The organism is Plantibacter sp. (assembly GCF_059073635.1).
In genome coordinates this window covers 33,019-53,476 of sequence record NZ_JCACOF010000010.1, presented here as the reverse complement: position 1 = coordinate 53,476, position 20,458 = coordinate 33,019, and the positions used below count along the sequence as shown (strand labels likewise).

At 69.4% G+C, this 20,458-nt stretch carries 17 protein-coding genes; 14 read left to right on the top strand and 3 right to left on the bottom strand.

Features of this window, described 5'->3' with window-relative positions:
* Positions 1-55 precede the first annotated feature (55 nt).
* From AC5JOC_RS12485 to dapF, 10 genes are all read left to right on the top strand, one after another.
* Positions 56-2,950, top strand: coding sequence for an FtsK/SpoIIIE family DNA translocase (locus AC5JOC_RS12485; RefSeq protein WP_494246511.1), 2,895 nt, complete (start codon positions 56-58; stop codon positions 2,948-2,950).
* 2 nt (positions 2,951-2,952) lie between these two features.
* The gene (pgsA, locus tag AC5JOC_RS12480; protein WP_079707088.1) at positions 2,953-3,561 is read left to right on the top strand and encodes a CDP-diacylglycerol--glycerol-3-phosphate 3-phosphatidyltransferase; all 609 of its coding nucleotides are present in this window, start codon (positions 2,953-2,955) and stop codon (positions 3,559-3,561) included.
* Positions 3,558-4,073, top strand: coding sequence for a CinA family protein (locus AC5JOC_RS12475; RefSeq protein WP_079707087.1), 516 nt, complete (start codon positions 3,558-3,560; stop codon positions 4,071-4,073). The genes pgsA and AC5JOC_RS12475 overlap by 4 nt, the downstream gene beginning before the upstream one ends.
* A gap of 219 nt (positions 4,074-4,292) precedes the next feature.
* Positions 4,293-4,601: a helix-turn-helix domain-containing protein gene (locus tag AC5JOC_RS12470; protein WP_056012120.1), complete on the top strand. Its 309-nt coding sequence runs from the start codon at positions 4,293-4,295 to the stop codon at positions 4,599-4,601.
* 92 nt (positions 4,602-4,693) lie between these two features.
* Positions 4,694-4,918 (top strand): DUF3046 domain-containing protein, encoded by a 225-nt coding sequence (locus AC5JOC_RS12465; protein WP_079707086.1) that lies wholly within the window; start codon positions 4,694-4,696, stop codon positions 4,916-4,918.
* Between the two features lie 281 nt (positions 4,919-5,199).
* Complete coding sequence (gene recA, locus AC5JOC_RS12460; protein WP_079707085.1) at positions 5,200-6,342, top strand: recombinase RecA; 1,143 nt, start codon at positions 5,200-5,202, stop codon at positions 6,340-6,342.
* A gap of 26 nt (positions 6,343-6,368) precedes the next feature.
* Positions 6,369-7,247, top strand: coding sequence for a regulatory protein RecX (locus tag AC5JOC_RS12455; RefSeq protein WP_411558496.1), 879 nt, complete (start codon positions 6,369-6,371; stop codon positions 7,245-7,247).
* Between the two features lie 35 nt (positions 7,248-7,282).
* Entirely contained in the window at positions 7,283-8,884 is a 1,602-nt protein-coding gene (miaB, locus tag AC5JOC_RS12450; RefSeq protein WP_159879055.1) for a tRNA (N6-isopentenyl adenosine(37)-C2)-methylthiotransferase MiaB, read from the top strand.
* Positions 8,881-9,795: a tRNA (adenosine(37)-N6)-dimethylallyltransferase MiaA gene (miaA, locus tag AC5JOC_RS12445; RefSeq protein ID WP_494246508.1), complete on the top strand. Its 915-nt coding sequence runs from the start codon at positions 8,881-8,883 to the stop codon at positions 9,793-9,795. The genes miaB and miaA overlap by 4 nt, the downstream gene beginning before the upstream one ends.
* A gap of 9 nt (positions 9,796-9,804) precedes the next feature.
* Entirely contained in the window at positions 9,805-10,686 is an 882-nt protein-coding gene (dapF, locus tag AC5JOC_RS12440) for a diaminopimelate epimerase (protein ID WP_159879051.1), read from the top strand.
* A gap of 5 nt (positions 10,687-10,691) precedes the next feature.
* On the opposite strand, the gene AC5JOC_RS12435 is transcribed toward dapF, so the two are convergent.
* Positions 10,692-11,315, bottom strand: coding sequence for a class I SAM-dependent methyltransferase (locus tag AC5JOC_RS12435; RefSeq protein ID WP_085513008.1), 624 nt, complete (start codon positions 11,313-11,315; stop codon positions 10,692-10,694).
* 41 nt (positions 11,316-11,356) lie between these two features.
* Between AC5JOC_RS12435 and hflX the strand changes: the two genes are divergently transcribed.
* Positions 11,357-12,961, top strand: a complete 1,605-nt coding sequence (gene hflX / locus AC5JOC_RS12430) for a GTPase HflX (RefSeq protein ID WP_228498742.1) — start codon at positions 11,357-11,359, stop codon at positions 12,959-12,961.
* Between the two features lie 9 nt (positions 12,962-12,970).
* On the opposite strand, the gene AC5JOC_RS12425 is transcribed toward hflX, so the two are convergent.
* Positions 12,971-13,885 carry a hypothetical protein gene (locus AC5JOC_RS12425; RefSeq protein WP_494246506.1) on the bottom strand — a complete coding sequence of 305 codons (915 nt, stop codon included), beginning with the start codon at positions 13,883-13,885 and terminating at the stop codon, positions 12,971-12,973.
* Between the two features lie 236 nt (positions 13,886-14,121).
* Between AC5JOC_RS12425 and AC5JOC_RS12420 the strand changes: the two genes are divergently transcribed.
* Entirely contained in the window at positions 14,122-15,120 is a 999-nt protein-coding gene (locus AC5JOC_RS12420; protein ID WP_494246504.1) for a methylenetetrahydrofolate reductase, read from the top strand.
* On the top strand, positions 15,117-17,444 hold the full coding sequence (gene metE / locus AC5JOC_RS12415) for a 5-methyltetrahydropteroyltriglutamate--homocysteine S-methyltransferase (protein WP_494246503.1): 2,328 nt from the start codon (positions 15,117-15,119) through the stop codon (positions 17,442-17,444). The genes AC5JOC_RS12420 and metE overlap by 4 nt, the downstream gene beginning before the upstream one ends.
* A gap of 84 nt (positions 17,445-17,528) precedes the next feature.
* On the opposite strand, the gene lexA is transcribed toward metE, so the two are convergent.
* Positions 17,529-18,227 carry a transcriptional repressor LexA gene (lexA, locus tag AC5JOC_RS12410; RefSeq protein ID WP_071262299.1) on the bottom strand — a complete coding sequence of 233 codons (699 nt, stop codon included), beginning with the start codon at positions 18,225-18,227 and terminating at the stop codon, positions 17,529-17,531.
* A gap of 755 nt (positions 18,228-18,982) precedes the next feature.
* Here lexA and AC5JOC_RS12405 point away from each other — a divergent pair.
* Positions 18,983-20,443, top strand: coding sequence for an amino acid permease (locus tag AC5JOC_RS12405; RefSeq protein WP_079707074.1), 1,461 nt, complete (start codon positions 18,983-18,985; stop codon positions 20,441-20,443).
* Positions 20,444-20,458 lie beyond the last annotated feature (15 nt).

The following is a 20,458-nucleotide window of genomic DNA, read 5'->3' as shown; positions in this document are numbered from 1 at the left end:
TGGACACCCCGCCAGCTTGCCGGGCTGCGTCGGTGGCGACGAGTACCGTGAACGCATGGCCGCACGTTCCAACTCGACCAGCCGTTCGCGCAGCGCTTCCTCGCCGAGCGGCGCTTCGTCGCGCACCACGAGCACGAAGACGAACACCAAGCCCGGCACCAAGGCGGGCGCGTCGACGACGAAGCAGCAGAAGACCGTCGCCTATCCGGCCGCCGAGGAGCAGCGCAGTGTGCTGACCTCGATGTGGCTCGGTCTCGCGCACGGCGTCGGTGGAGCGGTCAGAGCCCTCGGCCCCGAGCGAATCGCCAAGGAGGACCGTCGCGACGGCTTCCCCTTCCTGCTCTTCCTGCTGGCCGTCGTCGGTGCCGTCGTCGAGTGGTTCGGCGCGGCCGACCCGGTCGCCCAGACCTTCGACGCCTGGTCGTTCGGCGGCCTCTTCGGCCGACTCGCCTTCGTGCTCCCGGTCATCATGATCGTGTTCGCGGTCTGGCTGTTCCGGCACCCGGCCTCGGTCGACGACAACGGCCGCATCAGCATCGGCCTCGGTCTGCTTCTCATCAGCATCTCGGCGCTCTGCCACATCCACGGCGGCCAGCCGAACCCGAGTCAGGGCCTGCCTGCGCTGGCGCAGGCCGGCGGTCTCCTCGGTTGGATCCTCGGCGCTCCGCTCGCAGCGATCATCACCCCGATCGGCGCGACCGTCCTCATCTCGCTCCTGATCCTCCTCAGCCTCTTCATCGTGACCAAGACGCCCCCGAACCGCGTCGGTGCCCGCGTGCGGCAGTTCTCCACCTGGATGTTCGGCGAGCAGCCGGAGGCACCAGAAGGAGAGCCCGCGGAGCCGAAGAGCGCGCGGACGAAGCGACTCGACGACCTCGACGAGGAACCCGACGAGCCGGCGGCACTGCCGTGGTGGCGTCGCAACACGAGCCGTCGCGAGGACGACCCGACGTTCGAGGACCCGCTCATGGGCGACAACATGACCGAGCTCCTCGGCCTCGAGAAGCCGTCCGGCGGGTTCGACTCGCCGCTCGAACCGGTGGCCGTGCCTGCCGCGTCGCCAAAGGCCGCTCCGGTGCACGACGCCTTCGGCTCCGAGCTCCTCGGCGACCTCGAAGCGGCGGAGAGCGCCGTCAAGCGGTTCAACACGGGCGAGATCAAACCGCAGACGGGTCTGCACGACGACAGCATCCCCGGCGCGACCGAGGTCATCGAAGACCTCGACCCGGCGCTCCTCGGTGCACCCGACCAGATCGACTTCTCCGCGCGCCCGATGGCGCAGCAGGGCCAGGACGACACGCCGTATCGTCTCCCGTCCGCAGGGACCCTGGCGGCGGGTGAGCCAGCGAAGACGCACAGCGCGGCCAACGACGAAGCGGTCGCTGCGATCACGAGCGTCCTCGACCAGTTCGGCGTCGACGCGAAGGTCACGGGCTTCTCGCGCGGCCCGACCGTGACGCAGTACGAGATCGAGCTCGGCCCGGGCGTCAAGGTCGAGCGGGTGACGGCACTCAGCAAGAACCTCTCCTACGCCGTGGCGTCCAACGAGGTCCGCATCCTCTCGCCCATCCCGGGGAAGAGCGCCATCGGCATCGAGATCCCGAACACCGACCGCGAGATCGTCACCCTCGGCGACATCCTGCGCTCGACGGCGGCCACGAACAGCAACCACCCGATGACGATCGGCGTCGGCAAGGACGTCGGCGGCGGCTACGTCGTCGCGAACCTCGCGAAGATGCCGCACCTCCTGGTCGCCGGGTCGACCGGCTCCGGCAAGTCGGTCTTCGTGAACTCGATGATCACCTCGCTGCTCATGCGCGCCAAGCCGAGCGAGGTGCGCATGGTCCTCATCGACCCCAAGCGCGTCGAGCTCGCGCCGTACGCGGGCGTCCCGCACCTCATCACGCCCATCATCACGAACCCGAAGAAGGCGGCGGAAGCGCTGCAGTGGGTCGTGAAGGAGATGGACATGCGGTACGACGACCTCGCGAGCTTCGGCTACCGGCACATCGACGACTTCAACAAGGCCGTCGTGGCCAACGAGATCGTCCTCCCCTCGGGCAGCGAACGCGTCCTGAAGCCCTACCCCTACCTGTTGGTCGTCGTCGACGAGCTCGCCGACCTGATGATGGTCGCCCCCCGCGACGTCGAGGACTCCATCGTCCGCATCACGCAGTTGGCCCGCGCGTCCGGTATCCACCTCGTCCTCGCGACGCAGCGTCCGTCGGTCGACGTCGTCACCGGCCTCATCAAGGCGAACGTCCCCTCGCGCCTCGCCTTCGCCGTCACGAGCGTCACCGATTCCCGGGTCATCCTCGACCAGCCGGGCGCCGACAAGCTCATCGGTCAGGGCGACGCCCTGTTCCTGCCGATGGGTGCGAACAAGTCCATCCGTGTGCAGGGCGCATGGGTCGGCGAGAACGAGATCCAGCGGGTCGTCGAACACGTCACGAACCAGGCGCGGCCGGAGTACCGGAAGGACGTCCAGGCCGTCGCCGAGCGCAAGGAGATCGACGCGGACATCGGCGACGATCTCGAACTCCTGCTCGCCGCAGCGGAGCTCGTGGTGTCGACGCAGTTCGGATCGACCTCGATGCTGCAGCGGAAGCTGCGGGTCGGTTTCGCGAAGGCCGGCCGGCTCATGGACCTCATGGAGTCGCGCGAGATCGTCGGCCCGTCCGAGGGCTCGAAGGCCCGCGACGTCCTCGTCACCGCGGAGCAGCTGCCGGGTGTCCTGGCCCGTCTGCGCGGCGAGGACGACGGTTCGGCCGCTCCGGCCCCAGCGGCGGCGGCCTCGACAGCCGCCGCGGCAGCCCCGGTCGTCGGCGCTGCCGGCGGCGTCGAGCCCGACCCCTACGGTGCGGACCCGGTCGAGGCCCAGTTCCAGGACTATCCTGAGGTCGAGGGCGGTTCTGACGAAGACGCCTGGAGTCTCACCGGTCGGGAGTAGACATGACGGCATCGAACGCGTCGGCTGCTGAGCCACGCATCTCGAACTGGAACCTCCCGAACGCGATCACCGTCGCGAGGATCGTGCTCGCACCGGTGTTCATGTGGATGCTGTTGGCGGACGACGGTTCCGACGGCGCACTGCGGTGGTGGGCCGCCCTGCTCTTCGTCGTGGCGATCGCGAGCGACGGCATCGACGGACACATCGCCCGCAGTCGCAACCTCGTGACGGACCTCGGCAAGATCCTCGACCCGATCGCCGACAAGGTGCTGACGGGCGGAGCGCTCGTCGCGTTGTCGATCCTCGGCGAACTGCCGTGGTGGGTCACGATCGTCGTGCTCGTGCGCGAGATCGGCATCACCGTCCACCGCTTCATCGTGATCTCCGACCATGTCGTCGCCGCCGCGTGGATGGGGAAGCTCAAGACCCTGGCACAGGCCGTCGCGATCTCACTCGCCCTCGCGCCGTTCTGGGTGCTCCTCGGTGACTGGGTGCTCTGGGTGAACGGGGTCTTCATGACCATCGCCGTGCTCCTGACCATCGCCAGCGGCATCGACTACGTCGTCACCGCCGTCCGGGGGTCTCGCGCCGACCGGCAGGTCAAGCGATGACGTCCGACGCCGTCGAGTCGGCCGACGCCGGTGCCGCCTCGGCGGTCCACGCGCTCATCGACGCCCGGTTGACGATCGGTGTCGCGGAGTCCCTGACCGGCGGGCTGCTGGCCGCGGCGCTCATCAGCGTGCCCGGCGCGTCCGCGACGGTCCGAGGCGGTGTGGTCGCGTACGACACCCGCCTGAAGCACTCGTTGCTCGGAGTCGACGCCGGCCTCCTCGCGCTCCATGGCGCCGTGCACCCGGAGGTGGCCCTCCAGATGGCGGACGGCGTGCGCCGTGCCCTGGCGATCGACGGGCTTCCGGCAGACGTCGGTATCGCCACGACCGGCGTCGCAGGACCGGACCCGCAGGACGGCCAGGCCGTCGGGACGGTCTTCGTGGGCATCGTGACGCGAGCGGGTGGACGGGTGGTGCCGCTCACCCTGGACGGAGGCCGCCAGGAGATCCGACACCGGACCGTGGAGCTGGCGTTGGAAGCCCTCGTGCGCGAACTCGGCGCACTCCAGTGAACGCCGGCTCCGTTCGGCGGAATACCGTCCGTTTCCATCGCGTTACAGATGACGTATTCACAAGAAAAGCCCAGTGATCCTGGTTACTGTTCGGCATACGGTGGTTGTAATGTTGGCCATCCACGAACGAGACGGCGATCAGCTGGGACGACGTGAATCCGCGTTGGAGAAGCAGAGCGCTGTACGACACGAGGTCGTAGAGCACAGAGGGAGGGTCACGTGGTTCTAGTCCGTCAAGAGATCGGCGACGTGCTGAGGGACTTCCGGTTGCAGAAGGGTCGCACGTTGCGCCAGGTGGCGAGCAAGGCGAGCGTCGCACTCGGATACCTGAGCGAGGTCGAACGAGGCCAGAAGGAGGCGTCGAGCGAGATCCTCGCTTCGGTGGCCGACGCCCTCGACACCCCCATCTCCGTCATCATGCGAGAGGTCGGAGACCGCCTCGCGGTCATCGAGGGTCTCTCCCCGAACATCCCGGACACCGTTCCGGACGAACTGGTCAACGAGCTGGACGAACTCGTCTCCCGCTGATCGAGCGAGCACGGCAGCAGAACGCCCCGGGATCCCTCTCCCGGGGCGTTTCCGCGTCCGGACGGACGACGGAGGAAGGGACAGGAGCAGGAATGAAGCTGAGTGAGTTCAGGACGGCCGTCGCCGACGAGTTCGGCGCGGCGTACGGAGCGGTACTCACCGGTGACCTCGGACTCACCGAGTTCGGCTCGAAGACCGCCGAGGAGGCGTTGCGCGCCGGTGTCCCGCCCCGCGACGTCTGGATCGCGCTCTGTACCGCGACCGACGTGCCGGACGAGCGACGCCACGGCGTCGGACGGCTGCAGCCGGGCGCGTAGCGCGTCCAGCGCCACGGGCGAAGCGGTCTTCGACACGCCGCCCGATCGGTATCGAACATCCGTTCTAGTGGTGCTAGTGTCCTCCACAGGATCATTCGTGAGTGCGTTCTGCACGGATCGAGCCGTCCACCGGTGCATGTCGGTGGTGGCGCGTACCGTCGGAGACATCAGGAACGACCGACGCCTTGTCGCCCTCGGGCCCCGACCTTCAGCAGAAGCGGGTCCCGGAACACGCGGCGACAGCCTATAGGCACCCGACACCGAGCAGAGAGAAGCACACCATGCCAAGTCCAGCTGAACGCGAGAAGTCCCTCGAAACCGCACTCGCCCAGATCGACCGTCAGTTCGGCAAGGGCTCGGTGATGCGCCTCGGCAGCGACGAGCGCGCACCGGTCGAGGTCGTCTCCACCGGCTCGATCGCCCTCGACGTCGCGCTCGGCATCGGAGGGCTCCCGCGAGGCCGCATCGTCGAGATCTACGGGCCTGAGTCGTCAGGTAAGACGACGCTCACGCTGCACGCCATCGCGAACGCCCAGCGTGCCGGCGGCATCGCCGCCTTCATCGACGCGGAGCACGCACTCGACCCCGAGTACGCAAAGAAGCTCGGCGTCGACATCGACTCGCTGCTCGTCTCCCAGCCCGACACGGGTGAGCAGGCGCTCGAGATCGCCGACATGCTCGTGCGCTCGGGTTCCATCGACCTCATCGTGATCGACTCCGTCGCCGCGCTCGTGCCCCGTGCCGAGATCGAGGGCGACATGGGTGACTCGCACGTCGGTCTGCAGGCCCGCCTCATGTCGCAGGCCCTGCGCAAGCTGACCGGTGGCCTGAACCAGACGAACACGACGATGATCTTCATCAACCAGCTGCGCGAGAAGATCGGTGTGATGTTCGGCAGCCCCGAGACGACCGCCGGTGGTAAGGCCCTGAAGTTCTACGCCTCGGTCCGCCTCGACATCCGTCGCATCGAGACGCTGAAGGACGGCACGGAGGCCGTGGGCAACCGTACGCGCGTGAAGGTCGTCAAGAACAAGATGGCTCCGCCCTTCCGGCAGGCCGAGTTCGACATCCTGTACGGCGTGGGCATCTCCCGCGAAGGGTCGTTGATCGACTTCGGTGTCGAGCACGCCATCGTCAAGAAGGCCGGCGCCTGGTACACCTACGAGGGCGATCAGCTCGGTCAGGGCAAGGAGAACGCCCGGAACTTCCTGCTGAAGAACCCGGACATCGCCGCTGAGATCGAGCGCCGGATCCTCGGCAAGCTCGGTGTCGGTGCCGAGGGTGCCGCCACCAAGAAGGCCGCGGATGCCGCCGCAGCCGAGGTCGCTGCTGCCGAGGCCGCCGCGCTCGAGGCGGCGACCGGTGGAGCCCCGCAGCTCGCAGCCGCCGGCGCACCGAAGTCCGCCGCGAAGCGCAGCGCGTAACGCGCGCCCCGAACAGCGAGGTCACCATGGTCGTCTCCTTCCCTCCCGCCGGTCCGGCCGACGAGTCGTCGGAGCACGTGGCCCCCGTGACCTCGCTGTTCGGGCGCCGTCCGGCGCCCGATCCAGCTGCCGAGCCCGACGGCTGGTTCGTCGGGCAGACCGACGACGCTCCTGTCGTTGCCGCGCCCGTCGTGCGTCCCGTCGCTCCGTTGCGACGGACGTCCACCGAGCGCGACGAGACGGAGGCCACCCCGCCGGGCGACGCATCGAGCGATGCCCCCGCAGCGACGAGCCCGACGACACCACCCGAGCCCGCCCCGCGGACGCTCGCCTGGACCTCGGTCGTCGAGGCGCCGGAGGACGACGACGCAGACGACCGCGCCGAAGTCGATGAGGTCGAGGCTCCCGTCGATCCGGAGGTCCGGCTGGCCGAACTCGACCTGCTCGCGGTCCGACGACTCGCCCGCCGCGGGTGTTCCGAGTGGGAGATCGCGGAACTCCTCCGCGGCCACGACGCCGCACCCGACGAAGTCGAGCACGTCCTCGCCGAGCTCCGCCGACGCGGCTATCTCGACGACGCCGAACTCGCCCGGCAGCTCGTCGAGAGCCTGCACACCCGCAAGGGGCAGTCCCGTGCGGTGATCGGCCGCGAGCTCTCCTCGCGACGCATCGACGCCTCGATCGTCTCCGAGGCACTGGAGGCCATCGACGACGACGACGAGCTCCGACGAGCGCTGGTCGTCGCCGAGAAGCGTGCTGGTCAACTGCGCTCCCTCGATCAGGCGACGGCCGAGCGACGTCTGTCGGCCTATCTCGCGAGACGCGGATATGGCTCGGCGATCATCCGTGAGGCGTGCTCGCGTGCCCTGTCGGGGTCGAAGCGTTCCGGCGTGAGTTTCCGCTGACCGGAGGCGTCTCAGGCCGCGCGTAGACTGCCGGTATGAGCAGCATCGTCGAGACGCCCACGGTCATCAGCGCCTCACCCGCCGCGATCGACGAGTCAGGTCGGCAGCGGAGCTATGAGGTCCGCACCTACGGGTGCCAGATGAACGTGCACGACTCCGAGCGGCTCAGCGGGTCACTCGAGGCAGCCGGTTACGTCAAGGCGGACGGCGAGCAGGCCGACATCGTGGTCATCAACACCTGCGCGGTCCGCGAGAACGCCGACAACAAGCTGTACGGCAACCTCGGCCACCTGGCATCGATCAAGAAGCAGCGCAGCGGCATGCAGATCGCCGTCGGCGGTTGTCTGGCGCAGAAGGACAAAGAGGTCATCCTCCGGAAGGCCCCGTGGGTGGACGTCGTCTTCGGGACGCACAACATGGGCTCACTGCCGTCGCTGCTGGAGCGGGCTCGGCACAACGACGAGGCCCAGCTGGAGATCCTGGAGTCGCTCGACACCTTCCCCTCCACCCTCCCGACCAAACGCGATTCCAGCTACAGCGGCTGGGTCTCGATCTCCGTCGGGTGCAACAACACGTGCACCTTCTGCATCGTGCCGTCGCTCCGTGGCAAGGAGAAGGACCGTCGCCCGGGCGAGATCCTCGGTGAGCTGCGCGCGCTCGTCGAGGACGGCGCCATCGAGGTGACGCTGCTCGGGCAGAACGTGAACTCCTACGGTGTCGAGTTCGGGGATCGTCAGGCGTTCGGCAAGCTCCTGCGGGCGGCCGGCACGATCGAGGGCTTGGAGCGCGTCCGGTTCACGAGCCCGCACCCGGCCGCCTTCACCGACGACGTGATCGATGCGATGGCCGAGACGCCGAACGTGATGCCGCAACTGCACATGCCGCTGCAATCGGGTTCCGACCGCATCCTCAAGGCGATGCGTCGCTCCTACCGGTCCGAGCGCTTCCTCGGGATCCTCGACCGGGTCCGTGCCAGGATCCCGCATGCGGCCATCTCCACCGACATCATCGTCGGGTTCCCCGGCGAGACGGAGGAGGACTTCCAGGAGACGCTCCGCGTGGTCGAGGCCGCACGGTTCGCCAGCGCCTTCACCTTCCAGTACTCGATCCGTGCCGGCACACCGGCGGCCACCATGCCCGATCAGGTCCCGAAGGCCGTCGTGCAGGAGCGGTACGAGCGCCTCATCGCGTTGCAGGACCGCATCAGTCTCGAGGAGAACCAGCGCCAGGTGGGCCGGCAGGTCGAGTTGCTCGTCGCGGTCGGCGAGGGTCGCAAGAACGACGCCACGCATCGACTGAGCGGGCGGGCCGAGGACTCCCGGCTCGTCCACTTCGAGGTGCCGGCGGGCTCCGAGGTGCCGCGACCGGGCGACGTCGTGACGGTGACCATCACCGAGGCGGCGTCGTTCCACCTCATCGCCGATGCACCCGGCGGTGAACCCCTGCGGGTTCGTCGGACGCGTGCCGGAGACGCCTGGGATCGAGCTCAGGCCGACTCCTGCGGTGTTCCGACGACGGCCGCCGCGGCGGAGCCGGGCCGGGTCTCGCTCGGCTTGCCGGGCCTGCGCATCGGGGCGCCGACCGTCGGCGTGACCACGTCTCCCATCTACGACCCGAGCGACGGCGAACGTCGGTGACCGGCTTCCTCGCGGTCGTCGGAGCGACCGGGACGGGGAAGTCCGCACTGTCGCTCGAGCTGGCGACCGCTCTCCGCGAGGCGGGGCGTCCTGCCGAGATCGTCAACGCCGATGCCATGCAGTTCTATCGCGGCATGGACATCGGGACCGCGAAGCTGCCCATGGAGGAGCGGCGCGGGATCCCGCACCACCTCTTCGACGTCCTGGACGTCACGGAGGAGGCGTCCGTCGCCTGGTACCAGCCGACGGCTCGTGCGGTGATCGACGAGCTCACCGCGCGTGGGGTGACGCCGATCCTCGTCGGCGGTTCCGGGCTGTACGTCTCGAGCGTCATCCACGACTTCCGGTTCCCCCCGAGAGACCGCGCCCTGCGCGAGCGCCTGGAACGGGAACTCGAGGAGGAGGGGCTCCCGGCGCTCATCGAGCGGCTCCGCCTGGCCGATCCCGCGACCGCCGACCGCATCGATGCGGCGAACGCCCGCCGGGTCGTGCGCGCACTCGAAGTCCACGAGTTGGCCGAGCGCGGCCACGGTGCAGCGCTTCCGGAACGCCCCGTCCCATGGCGGCCGGTCGAGGTCATCGGGGTCTCGACGCCGCGAGAGGTCCTCGTCGAGCGCCTCGACCGGCGCGTCGAGATGATGTGGGACGCGGGACTCGTCGCGGAGACGGCCGAGCTGCTCGAGCACGGCCTCGAGCAGGGTGTCACCGCCGTCCGTGCGATCGGGTACGCGCAAGCGGTGGCGCAACTGCGGTCGGAGCTCACCGAAGCGGAGGCGATCGCCGAGACCCAGCGTCTGACGAGGCGGTACGCGCGCCGTCAGGTCAGCTGGTTCAAGCGCTATCCGGCGATCACCTGGGTGGAGGGCGGCAGCGCCGAGGCGAGTGAGCTGGCCCGCCGAGTGCGCCCGTAGACTGGTCGGATGGCGTCGACACTCTCCTTCACGAAGGGCCACGGCACGGGCAACGACTTCGTGCTCTTCTCCGATCCCGACGGCCAGGAGGCCCTCGATCCGGGCCAGATCGCGGCGCTCTGCGACCGGCACTTCGGGATCGGGGCCGACGGCGTCATCCGCGCCGTCCGGTCCGCGCACCTCGATGCCGGGGCGGCCGTGCTCGCTGAAGACCCTGCCGCGGAGTGGTTCATGGATTACCACAACGCCGACGGTTCGGTCGCGGAGATGTGCGGCAACGGCATCCGGGTGTTCCTGCACTACCTGCTCGAGAGCGGGCTCGTGGAGCTGGCCCCCGGCGAACAGCTCGCCATCGGCACCCGCGCCGGCGTCCGGATGGTCGGCTACGACCCGCTCGGCTACGCCGTCGACCTCGGCCGCTGGAGCCTCGACGAGCGGGAGACGCTCGTCCGGGTGAAGGGGCTGCCCGTGGCCCGCCCGGGGATCGGGATCGACGTCGGCAACCCGCACATCGTCGTCGCGGTCGCCGACGCCGCCGAACTCGACGGAGCGGAACTGGAGTACGTCCCACAGCTCGACCCCGTACCGCCGCACGGTGCCAACGTCGAGCTGGTCGTCCCGGGTGAGCCGCTCATCGCCGACGGCGTGGCCCGGATCCGCATGCGCGTCCACGAGCGCGGGAGCGGCGAGACCCTGAGCTGTGGCACCGGGACGGCTGCCGCGGCGCTCGCGTTCCGCCACTGGGCGGGCGCGGCGGCTCCGAACGACTGGCGCGTCGAGGTGCCGGGCGGAGTGCTCGGGGTGCGCATGGTTCCCGGCGCAGACGGCGAGCACGTGGTGCTGGCCGGTCCGGCGACGCTCGTCTACTCCGGGACGATCACCCTGGCCTGAGCCGGTCAGGCCGAACGGAGCTCCCGGCGCCGGGCGTGCAGGACGCGGAAGCCCTTGGCCATGGCCGCACGTCCGACGTGGAACGACGTCGGCAGCTGCTCCTGCAACCACTTCTGCAGTGAGTCCGAGCCGAGGTTCTTCTGCACGACGAGCCAGGCGTCACCCTCGTCCTCGAGCCGCGGCAACCAGTGCATGAGCATGCGGTGCAGTTCGTCCTTGCCGACGCGGATCGGCGGGTTCGACCAGATGGTCGCGAAGCGGACCGTGTCGGGGACGTCGTCGGGGAGGACGGCACGGATGTTGGCGAGCCCGAGGCGTTCCGCGTTGATCCGGGTCAGGTCGAGCGCGCGTTCGTTCACGTCGACCGCCCAGACGGTCGCGTCCGGCGACGCGAGCCCGAGCGACAGGGCGATCGGGCCCCAGCCGCAGCCGATGTCGAGGAGGTCGCCCGTCGGCGGGGGAGGAGGGGTGTTCGCGAGCAGCACCTGGGTGCCCTGATCGAGGTGGCCCGGGCTGAAGACGCCACCCGCCGAGACGAGCGAACGGTCGACGCCGCCGAGGCGTGCGGTGATCGGTTTGAGCTGCAACTCGCTCGCGGGTTCGGCGGTGAAGTAGTGCTCGTTCGACATACAGGAACGGTACCGGACCAGGAGGAAGTAGGGTTAACGCGATGCCTAGACCACCGATGGACGCACCCCAGGACCACGCAGACGACACCGATGTCGATGTCGAGGCGGTGGTGGACGACGCCTCGGTCACCGATCCCGACGACGTCGTCGCACGCGTGCTCACGAGCGCCGCGTCCCGATCGAGCGGGTACACCCTGTTCGGCAGCGGTGCCGCGGCGTTGCAGACCGGCGATGCATCGGGCGGCAGCTCCGACGACGGCGAGCAGTACGACCGCGAGGACCGACAGGCCCTCCGTCGCGTCGCCGGGCTCTCGACCGAGCTCGAGGACGTCACCGAGGTCGAGTACCGGCAGCTCCGGCTGGAGAACGTCGTCATCATCGGCGTCTACCCGCAGGGTGCGCTCCACGACGCGGAGAACTCCCTGCGCGAACTCGCAGCGCTCGCGGAGACCGCCGGCGCCGTCGTCCTCGACGGGCTCCTGCAGCGCAAACCGCACCCCGACCCGAGCACGTATCTCGGTCGAGGCAAGGCCCAGGAACTGAAGTCCATCGTCCAGGCGCTCGGCGCCGACACGGTGATCGCCGACACGGAACTCGCACCCAGCCAGCGTCGCGCGCTCGAGGACGCGGTCGGCGTGAAGGTGATCGACCGCACGGCGGTCATCCTCGACATCTTCAGCCAGCACGCGAAGAGCCGAGAGGGCAAGGCACAGGTCGAGCTCGCCCAACTCGAGTACCTCCTGCCCCGCCTCCGCGGCTGGGGTGAGTCCATGAGCCGTCAGGCCGGTGGTCAGGTCGGTGGTGCCGGGGCCGGCATGGGGTCGAGGGGCCCCGGTGAGACGAAGATCGAACTCGACCGACGCCGCATCCACACCCGGATGGCGAAACTGCGCAAGTCGATCACGGCGATGAAGCCGGCGCGCGAGGCCAAGCGGGCGAACCGTCGCCGCAACACGGTGCCGTCGGTCGCGATCGCGGGGTACACGAACGCCGGCAAGTCGAGCCTGCTGAACCGCATCACGAAGGCCGGCGTCCTGGTCGAGAACTCGCTCTTCGCGACGCTCGACGCGACGGTCCGCCGCAACGTGACCTCCGACGGACGCGAGTACACCCTGGCCGACACGGTCGGTTTCGTGCGCAACCTGCCGCACCAGCTGGTCGAGGCCTTCCGCTCGACGCTCGAGGAGGTCGCCGACAGCGACGTCATCGTGCACGTCGTCGACGCCGCGCACCCCGACCCGGCCGGCCAGATCGCCACCGTGCGAGATGTCATCGGTGAGGTCGGAGCTCGGCACATCCCCGAGCTGGTCGTGTTCAACAAGGCCGACCTCGTGGACGACGGCCAGCTGCTCGTGCTCCGCGGTCTCGTCCCGGACGCCGTCTTCGTATCGGCCCGCACCGGTCTCGGGATCGACGAGCTCATGGAGCGCATCGAGACGCTGATCCCGTCGCCGAGCAACGAGGTCCACGTCATCGTGCCCTTCGACCGCGGAGACCTGGTCACGCTGCTGCACGAACGCGGCAAGGTGCTGTCGACGGACTACGACGAGCGTGGCACGATCGTGCACGCCCTGGTCGGTGCCGAGCTCGCCGCCGCCCTCGCGCCGTTCGCCGAGGTCGTCCCGGCACCCGCCGTGGCCGGCTGACCCGACTCCTCACGCGCAGCGCGCGCGGACGGCATCCTTGAGCGCCTCCGCCGTGTCGGCGTCGAGCGGCAGGGTCATGACGGCCTCCGGGCCGTCGTCGATCCGCACGACGAGTGGGAACAGGGTCCCCACCTTGTCCTCCGCCAGGGCGTGCGGGTCGCACCGGGTCGGCACGATCCGCAGTTCGATGGACTGCGGACCGTCGGCGGCGTCGACGGTCAGGCTGAGCGGCCAGTCCTGGGGTGGGTCACCGCCGCCGTCCGTCGGCGCCGGTCGCAGCAGGACGGTCGAGCGCAGCGCGACGAGCTCCAGCCGACCCGGGGCGCCGGTCGGCACGGCAGTGATCGTCAGGACGGCGACCGTCGTGGCTCCGGCACCCTCGAGGCGGATCCCGGGAGCTGCTGCCACCTCGGCGATGCGCTGCACGGCCGCCACCGTGCACGTCGAGGCACGGATCCGCTGCAGCGCGTTCGTCGGATCGGGGAGGTCGGCGGCGGACAGGATCGAGTCGTCGTCGAGTCGGAGCAGGAGATCGACCTGCACGTCCCCGTCGCGTGCGTCGCAGTCGATCGGTGGCAGCTCGACGGCGAGGTCCGTGGTCTGTCCAGCGCGGACCGTCGAGGATCGGTCCCGGACGGTCGGCGCGGTGAACGCCGACCCCGCCAGCTCGAGTCCGACGATCGTGATGTCGTGGTCGCCGCCGTTGCCGACCCGGACGATCGCGGCGTCGCTCGCGTACTGGTCCCGGTTCTGACGGAACTCGACCACGAGGTCCTCGGCTGAGGCTGCGCGTGTCGCCCGCGGCACGGGCGAACCGGCGGTCGTGCACCCGGACAGGGCGATCACCACCGCCACGCAGGACGCGATGACGCGCGAACCGAGTACTCGGCGCTCGGCGCCCCGGTGCCTGGTGCCCATGGTCATGGCATCAGCGTAGGACCGGAGCGCCGCCGGGGGAATGTGTCGCAGGATGACGCTGTCGGACGGATGTCCGTCGCGCGGATCGTCGGGCGTTGCTATCGTCGTGCGCATCGTACCCGCCCTCACCGGCGGAATCGGAGCGACAGCCGAGCCCGGCACCCGCCCACGACACACCAGCGGAACCGCTGCGTGCTGCGTGGTCGCCGGCTCTCGATCCGCTGCCACCGAGACGAGACCTCATGACCACGACGGAGCCTGCCTGTCCCGGGCGCACCCCCTTCTCGTTCGAGCTGTACCCGCCCAAGACGCTCGACGGCGGCGTCGCGCTCGCACGGACGGTCGAGCACCTGGCCGCCGCCGGTCCGGAGTTCATCTCGGTCACCTTCGGCGCCGGTGGTTCCTCGCGAACGGCGAGCCTGGACGTGCTGCGGAGCATCCGGACGTCGACCTCGGTGGACCCGATGGCCCATCTCACCTGCGTCGGCTCGACGCACGCGCAGGCCAGCCGACTCATCAAGGACTTCCTCGATGCCGGGGTGCACAGTTTCCTCGCGCTCCGCGGCGACCCGCCCGCCGGAGCCGTCGAGGGGGACGCCTTCCTCGGTGATCTGGGGAGTGCTGCGGAACTCGTGCAGCTCATCGGCCGGGTCAGTGCCGAGCACGAGCCGTACGCCGAGGGGTCGCTGGCCGGACTCCCGGGCGCGGTGCAGCTCGGTCGACGCCGTCGGCCTCGGATCGCGGTCGCCGCGTTCCCCAACGGTCACCCGCGCTCCCGGTCGACGACGCAGGACCTCGACACCCTGTTGGCCAAGCAGGCGGCGGGGGCGACGCTCGCCATCACCCAGCTCTTCTTCCATGCCGACGACTACCTCGCCTTCGCCGAACGTGCGAGACGTCACGGCGTCACCATGCCCATCCTGCCGGGCGTGATGCCCATCACGAGTCCGGCGCGGCTGCGTCGGGTGCTCGAGCTCAGCGGCGAGGCGCTCCCGAGCGACCTGGCCATCGCACTCGAGGTCGAGCCGGACGAAGCGGGACGGATCGACATCGGCACGGAGTATTCCGCCCGACTCATCCGCGACGTCGTCGCGGGCGGTGCGCCGGGCGTCCACCTCTACGCCTTCAACCAGCATCGGACGGTGCTCGACGTGTTGCACCGTGCCGGCATCCCCATGCAAGGCGACCGACCGGTCCGCCATCCCATCCCCGATCCACTCACCAGCAAGGACGCACGATGATCCCCACCTCCGCATTCCCCGTCGGCACCATCCTCGGCTACCCGCGCATCGGGCCGAACCGGGAGTTGAAGCGCGCCGTCGAGTCCTTCTGGGCCGGCCGGATCGACGCCGACGCGCTCGAGCGGACGGCCTCCGAGCTGCGCGCCGCCACGCGTGCCCGCCTCGCGGGGCTCGGCCTCGATCCGACGAACGCCGCGATCCCCGAGAGCTTCTCGTTCTACGACCAGGTCCTGGACGCCGCGCTCACCGTCGGCGCCGTCCCGGACCGCTTCTCGACGCTCGTCGGGGCCGACGGTCGGGTCGACCTCGCCGGGGCGTTCACGATCGCTCGTGGCGCCGGCGACCTCGCCCCGCTCGAGATGACGAAGTGGTTCGACTCGAACTACCACTACCTCGTCCCGGAGATCGGTGAGTCGACGCCGTTCGCGCTCTCCGACGACCGGGTGGTCGAGCAGTTCCGCGAGGGCCTCGCCGAGGGGTACGTGACGCGGCCGGTGATCGTGGGCCCGGTGACGTTCCTGCTGCTGTCCAAGGCGGCCGAGGGGGCCTCAGCGGGATTCGCCCCGATCGATCGACTGGAGGCGTTGCTGCCCGTCTACGCGGAACTCCTCCAGCGCCTCGCCGCTGCCGGCGCGCCCTGGGTGCAGCTCGACGAACCCGCACTGGTGTCGGAGACGTTCGACGTGCCGAGGTCGACGGTCCTCGCGGCGCTCGAACGATCGACGGCCGTCCTGTCCGCCGTGTCCGACCGCCCGGCGATCTTCGTCGCGGCTCCCTACGGCGCCTTGGGCGACGCCCTCCCGGTGCTCGCCGCCTCGGGGGTCGAGGCTGTCGGTGTCGACCTCGTCCGAGGAGGCCTGCCGGACTCGTCTCCCGGACTCGCCACGAAGACCGTCGTCGCGGGAGTGATCGACGGCCACAACGTGTGGCGTGGCGACCTGGCGGCCGCGGCCGATCTCCTGGCGCGCGCGGCGGAGCGCTTCCCGCAGCTCGCGGTGTCCACCTCGACGTCCCTCCTGCACGTCCCGCACGACGTGTCGGTGGAGACGAAGCTCGACCCCCGTCTCCGGAGCTGGCTCGCCTTCGCCGACCAGAAGGTGGATCAGATCGCGGTCCTCGCACGCGGTCTCACCCGGGGACGTGCGTCCATCGCGGCCGAGCTCACCGCAGCGTCGGCCGCGCTCGACGATCGGCTCGCCGCGCCCGGGGTCGTCGATGCCGCCATCCGCGCACGGACGGCAGCGCTCGCACCAGCGGACTTCACCCGAGACGACTACCAGGAGCGCGCCACGGCGCAGGAGCAGGCGCTCGGCCTGCCGTTCCTCCCGACGACGACGATCGGTTCCTTCCCGCAGACCGGCGACATCCGTCGCGCCCGCGCGCAGCGGGTCGCCGGGACGCTCGACGAGGAGGCCTACGTCGAGACGATGCGCGCGGAGATCGGGCGCGTCGTGGCGCTGCAGGAGGACCTCGGGATCGACGTCGTCGTCCACGGTGAGCCCGAGCGCAACGACATGGTCCAGTACTTCGCCGAGCACCTCGACGGGTTCGCCGTGACGGAGCACGGGTGGGTGCAGTCCTACGGTTCGCGATGCACCCGTCCGTCGATCCTGTGGGGTGACGTCTCGCGGCCGGCGCCGATCACGGTCGAGTGGTCGGCCTACACGCAGTCGTTGACCACCAAGCCGGTGAAGGGCATGCTCACGGGCCCGGTGACGATCCTCGCCTGGTCGTTCGTGCGCGACGACCAACCGCTCGCCGAGACGGCGAACCAGGTCGCCCTCGCCCTGCGTGACGAGATCGCCGACCTGGAGCGGGCCGGCATCCGCATCATCCAGGTCGACGAACCCGCACTCCGCGAACTGCTCCCGCTCCGGCGGGCCGACCAGGGGCGGTACCTCGACTGGTCGGTGGGCTCCTTCCGGCTGGCGACCGCGGGCGTGCGCGCCGAGACGCAGATCCACACCCACCTCTGCTACTCCGAGTTCGGTGTGGTGATCGACGCGATCCGACGACTGGACGCCGACGTGACGAGCATCGAGGCGGCACGGTCTCGGATGGAGGTCGTGTCCGACATCCGGGCGAGTGGTTTCGACCACGGCATCGGCCCGGGCGTCTACGACATCCACTCGCCTCGGGTGCCGAGCGTCGCGGAGGTGACGGCGCTGCTCGAGATCGCGCTGGAGGGGATCCCGCAGCGCCAGGTCTGGGTGAACCCGGACTGCGGACTCAAGACGCGAGGCTACGAGGAGACGGTCGCCTCCCTCGCCAACATCGTCGAGGCCACGCGTGCGGTCCGCGCACGGGTCGGTGCGACCGGCTGACGTCGAGGGGCCTGCACGGACGAGGGCCGGGACGATCCACGGATCGTCCCGGCCCTCGTCGGTGTCGCGGAGTGGTCCGGTCGGTCAGACCGTCCGGAGCACGGCGACGACCTTGCCGAGGACCTCGGCGTGGTCGCCGAGGATCGGTTCGAAGGCCGAGTTCCGGGGGAGCAGCCAGGTGTGACCGTCGCGCTGGCGGAACACCTTCACGGTCGCCTCCTCGTCGAGCATCGCCGCGACGATCTCGCCGTTCTCGGCGGTCTTCTGCTCGCGGATGACGACCCAGTCGCCGTCGCAGATCGCGGCGTCGACCATCGAGTCGCCGACGACCTTCAGCATGAACAGACTGCCCTTGCCGACCAGCTGACGCGGCAGGGGGAAGATCTCCTCGACCTGCTGCTCGGCCGTGATCGGGATGCCGGCGGCGATGCGACCGACGAGCGGGACCATGGCGGCGTCGCCGACCGGGGGAGCGGAGTCGGGGTCGCTGCCCTCGACGGCGCTCGGCAGGTCGATGAGCACCTCGATGGCGCGGGGACGGTTGGGATCGCGTCGGAGGTATCCGCTGAGTTCGAGCTGTCCGAGTTGGTGCGTGACACTCGACAGGGAGGCGAGCCCGACGGCGTCGCCGATCTCGCGCATGCTCGGCGGATACCCGCGCTGTGAGACCGAACGCTGGATGACGTCGAGGATCGCCAGCTGCTTGTCGCTCAGGCTCTTCCGTCGCCGGGTGCCGCCGATCTGGCGCTCCCGGGCTCCGTCGCCCGCCGTGTTCGCTGCCATCTTCGCTCCTGCCCTGATCGGCTGTCGGTGACCGATGTCGGTGGGTGGTGGTGTACTGCTTCCAACACTCGAAACTGTATCCGCACCAGCTCGTCCAGACAAACATCTGTTCGAGCGTGTCGCCGATCCCGCGCGTCTCAGGTACGAAGACAGGGTTGAGTATTCGAACAATCGAAGATATATTCGGAACACAGGTTCGTATCCGGCACTCCTGGTCGAGTGTCGGGTACGAGTCCTCATCACACGATGAGCACACTCTTGGAGGGTTGACATGAGCGCAGCACTGATCGGGTCCCACCGGGCGCTTCCCGCACGGACGGCGCAGGCACCGACGCGTCAGACGCACCGTCCACACGCCGACTCCGCCTGACGAAGCGCGGTCGCGTCGTCTTCACCACGCTCGCCGCCATCCCGCTGGTCATCGGCGTCGCGGTCGTCGGACTCTCCGCAGGCGGTGCCGCGGCCAACACGGCGGCGGCGGGAGCCACGTTCACGTACATCACGGTCGACCCGGGCGAGTCGCTCTGGCAGCTGGCCGAGTCCATCGCACCCGACGCCGACCCGCGCGACGTCATCGCCGAGATCATGAACCTCAACCAGCTCAGCACCGCCGGTGTCGAGCCCGGGCAGCGCCTGGCGATCCCGCAGCGGTACGCGGCCGAGTAGGCCGACAATCGGCGGGTCACTCCGCGCTGGTTCTCAGCTATCGTCGATGGCGCGGTGCAACGACGCCCGCAGCATCGTCGGAGGCAAGCATGAGTACAGACGATCGGAGCCGCTCGCTGCTCCGGAAGAAGCCGATCGCGGAGATCGAGGATGAGACCTCCGGTTCGAAGCTGTTCAAGAGCCTCGGGCTCTGGCAACTCACGGCCATCGGGGTCGGTGGCATCATCGGGGTGGGGATCTTCTCCCTCGCCGGACTCGTCGCTCATGGGAGCGAGACCTCGCCCGCTGTCGGGCCGGCCGTCCTCTTCTCGTTCCTGATCGCGGGTCTCGCCTCCGCGGCCGCGGCGTTGTCGTACGCGGAGTTCGCCGGCATGATCCCGAGAGCCGGGTCCGCCTACACCTACGGGTATGTGGCGCTCGGCGAGATCATCGGCTGGTTCATCGGCTGGGACCTGTTGCTCGAGTACATCGCGATCGTCGCGGTGGTCGCGATCGGGATCTCCGGCTACTTCGACGCCTTCCTGTCCGGTATCGGGATCCACATGCCGGCCTGGATGACCTCGACCGCCGACGAGGGGAAGGGCGGCCTCGTCAATCTCCCCGCCATCTTCGTCTGTCTCCTCGTGACCTTCATCCTGAGCCGCGGGACGAAGGCCTTCGGTCGATTCGAGCTCGTCGCGGTCGGGATCAAGGTCCTGCTCATCCTGTTCATCATCGGCCTCGGGGTCTTCTACATCGACGGGGAGAACTACGATCCGTTCCTCCCCAGCGGTTTCGGGCCGGTGTTCGCCGGTGCCGCGACGGTCTTCTTCGCGGTCTTCGGATACGACGCGATGAGCACGGCGGCCGAGGAGGCGAAGGACGGCAAGAAGCACATGCCGAAGGCGATCATCCTCTCCCTCATCATCGCCATGCTCCTGTACGTCGCGGCCACCCTCGTCCTGACCGGCATGCAGAACTACACCGACATCGACCCCACCGCCGGGTTCGCATCGGCGTTCCAGAGCGTCGGCCTGCCCGTGGTGGCGACGATCATCTCCGTGTTCGCCGTCCTGTCGATCCTCACCGTGATGCTGACGTTCCTGTTGGGCGTCACCCGCGTCTGGTTCTCGATGAGTCGCGACGGTCTCCTTCCGCGGTGGTTCTCGCGCACGGACCGGCGAGGCGTGCCGCAGCGGGTGACCTGGATCGCCGGCGGCGCGGCAGCCGTCTTCGCCGGGGTGTTCCCGATCAAGCAGGTCGCCGACCTCACGAACATCGGCATCCTGGCCGCCTTCATCGTGGTCTGCGTGTCGGTGATCGTGTTCCGGTACACGAAGCCGGACGAGCCCCGCTCCTTCCGGTTGCCGTTGATGCCGTTCGTCCCGGCGTTCGGCGTCCTGGCGTCCGGCTTCCTGATCCTGCAGTTGCACTGGGAGACCTGGCTGCGGTTCGGGGTCTGGCTCGTGATCGGTCTCATCGTGTACTTCGCCTACGGGCGACGCCACTCGCTGTTGAACCCGGCGAGCCCCCGGCACGAGGTCCTTCGTCGGGAGCGTCAGGCGGAGTGAGCGCGCCGGTCGGAG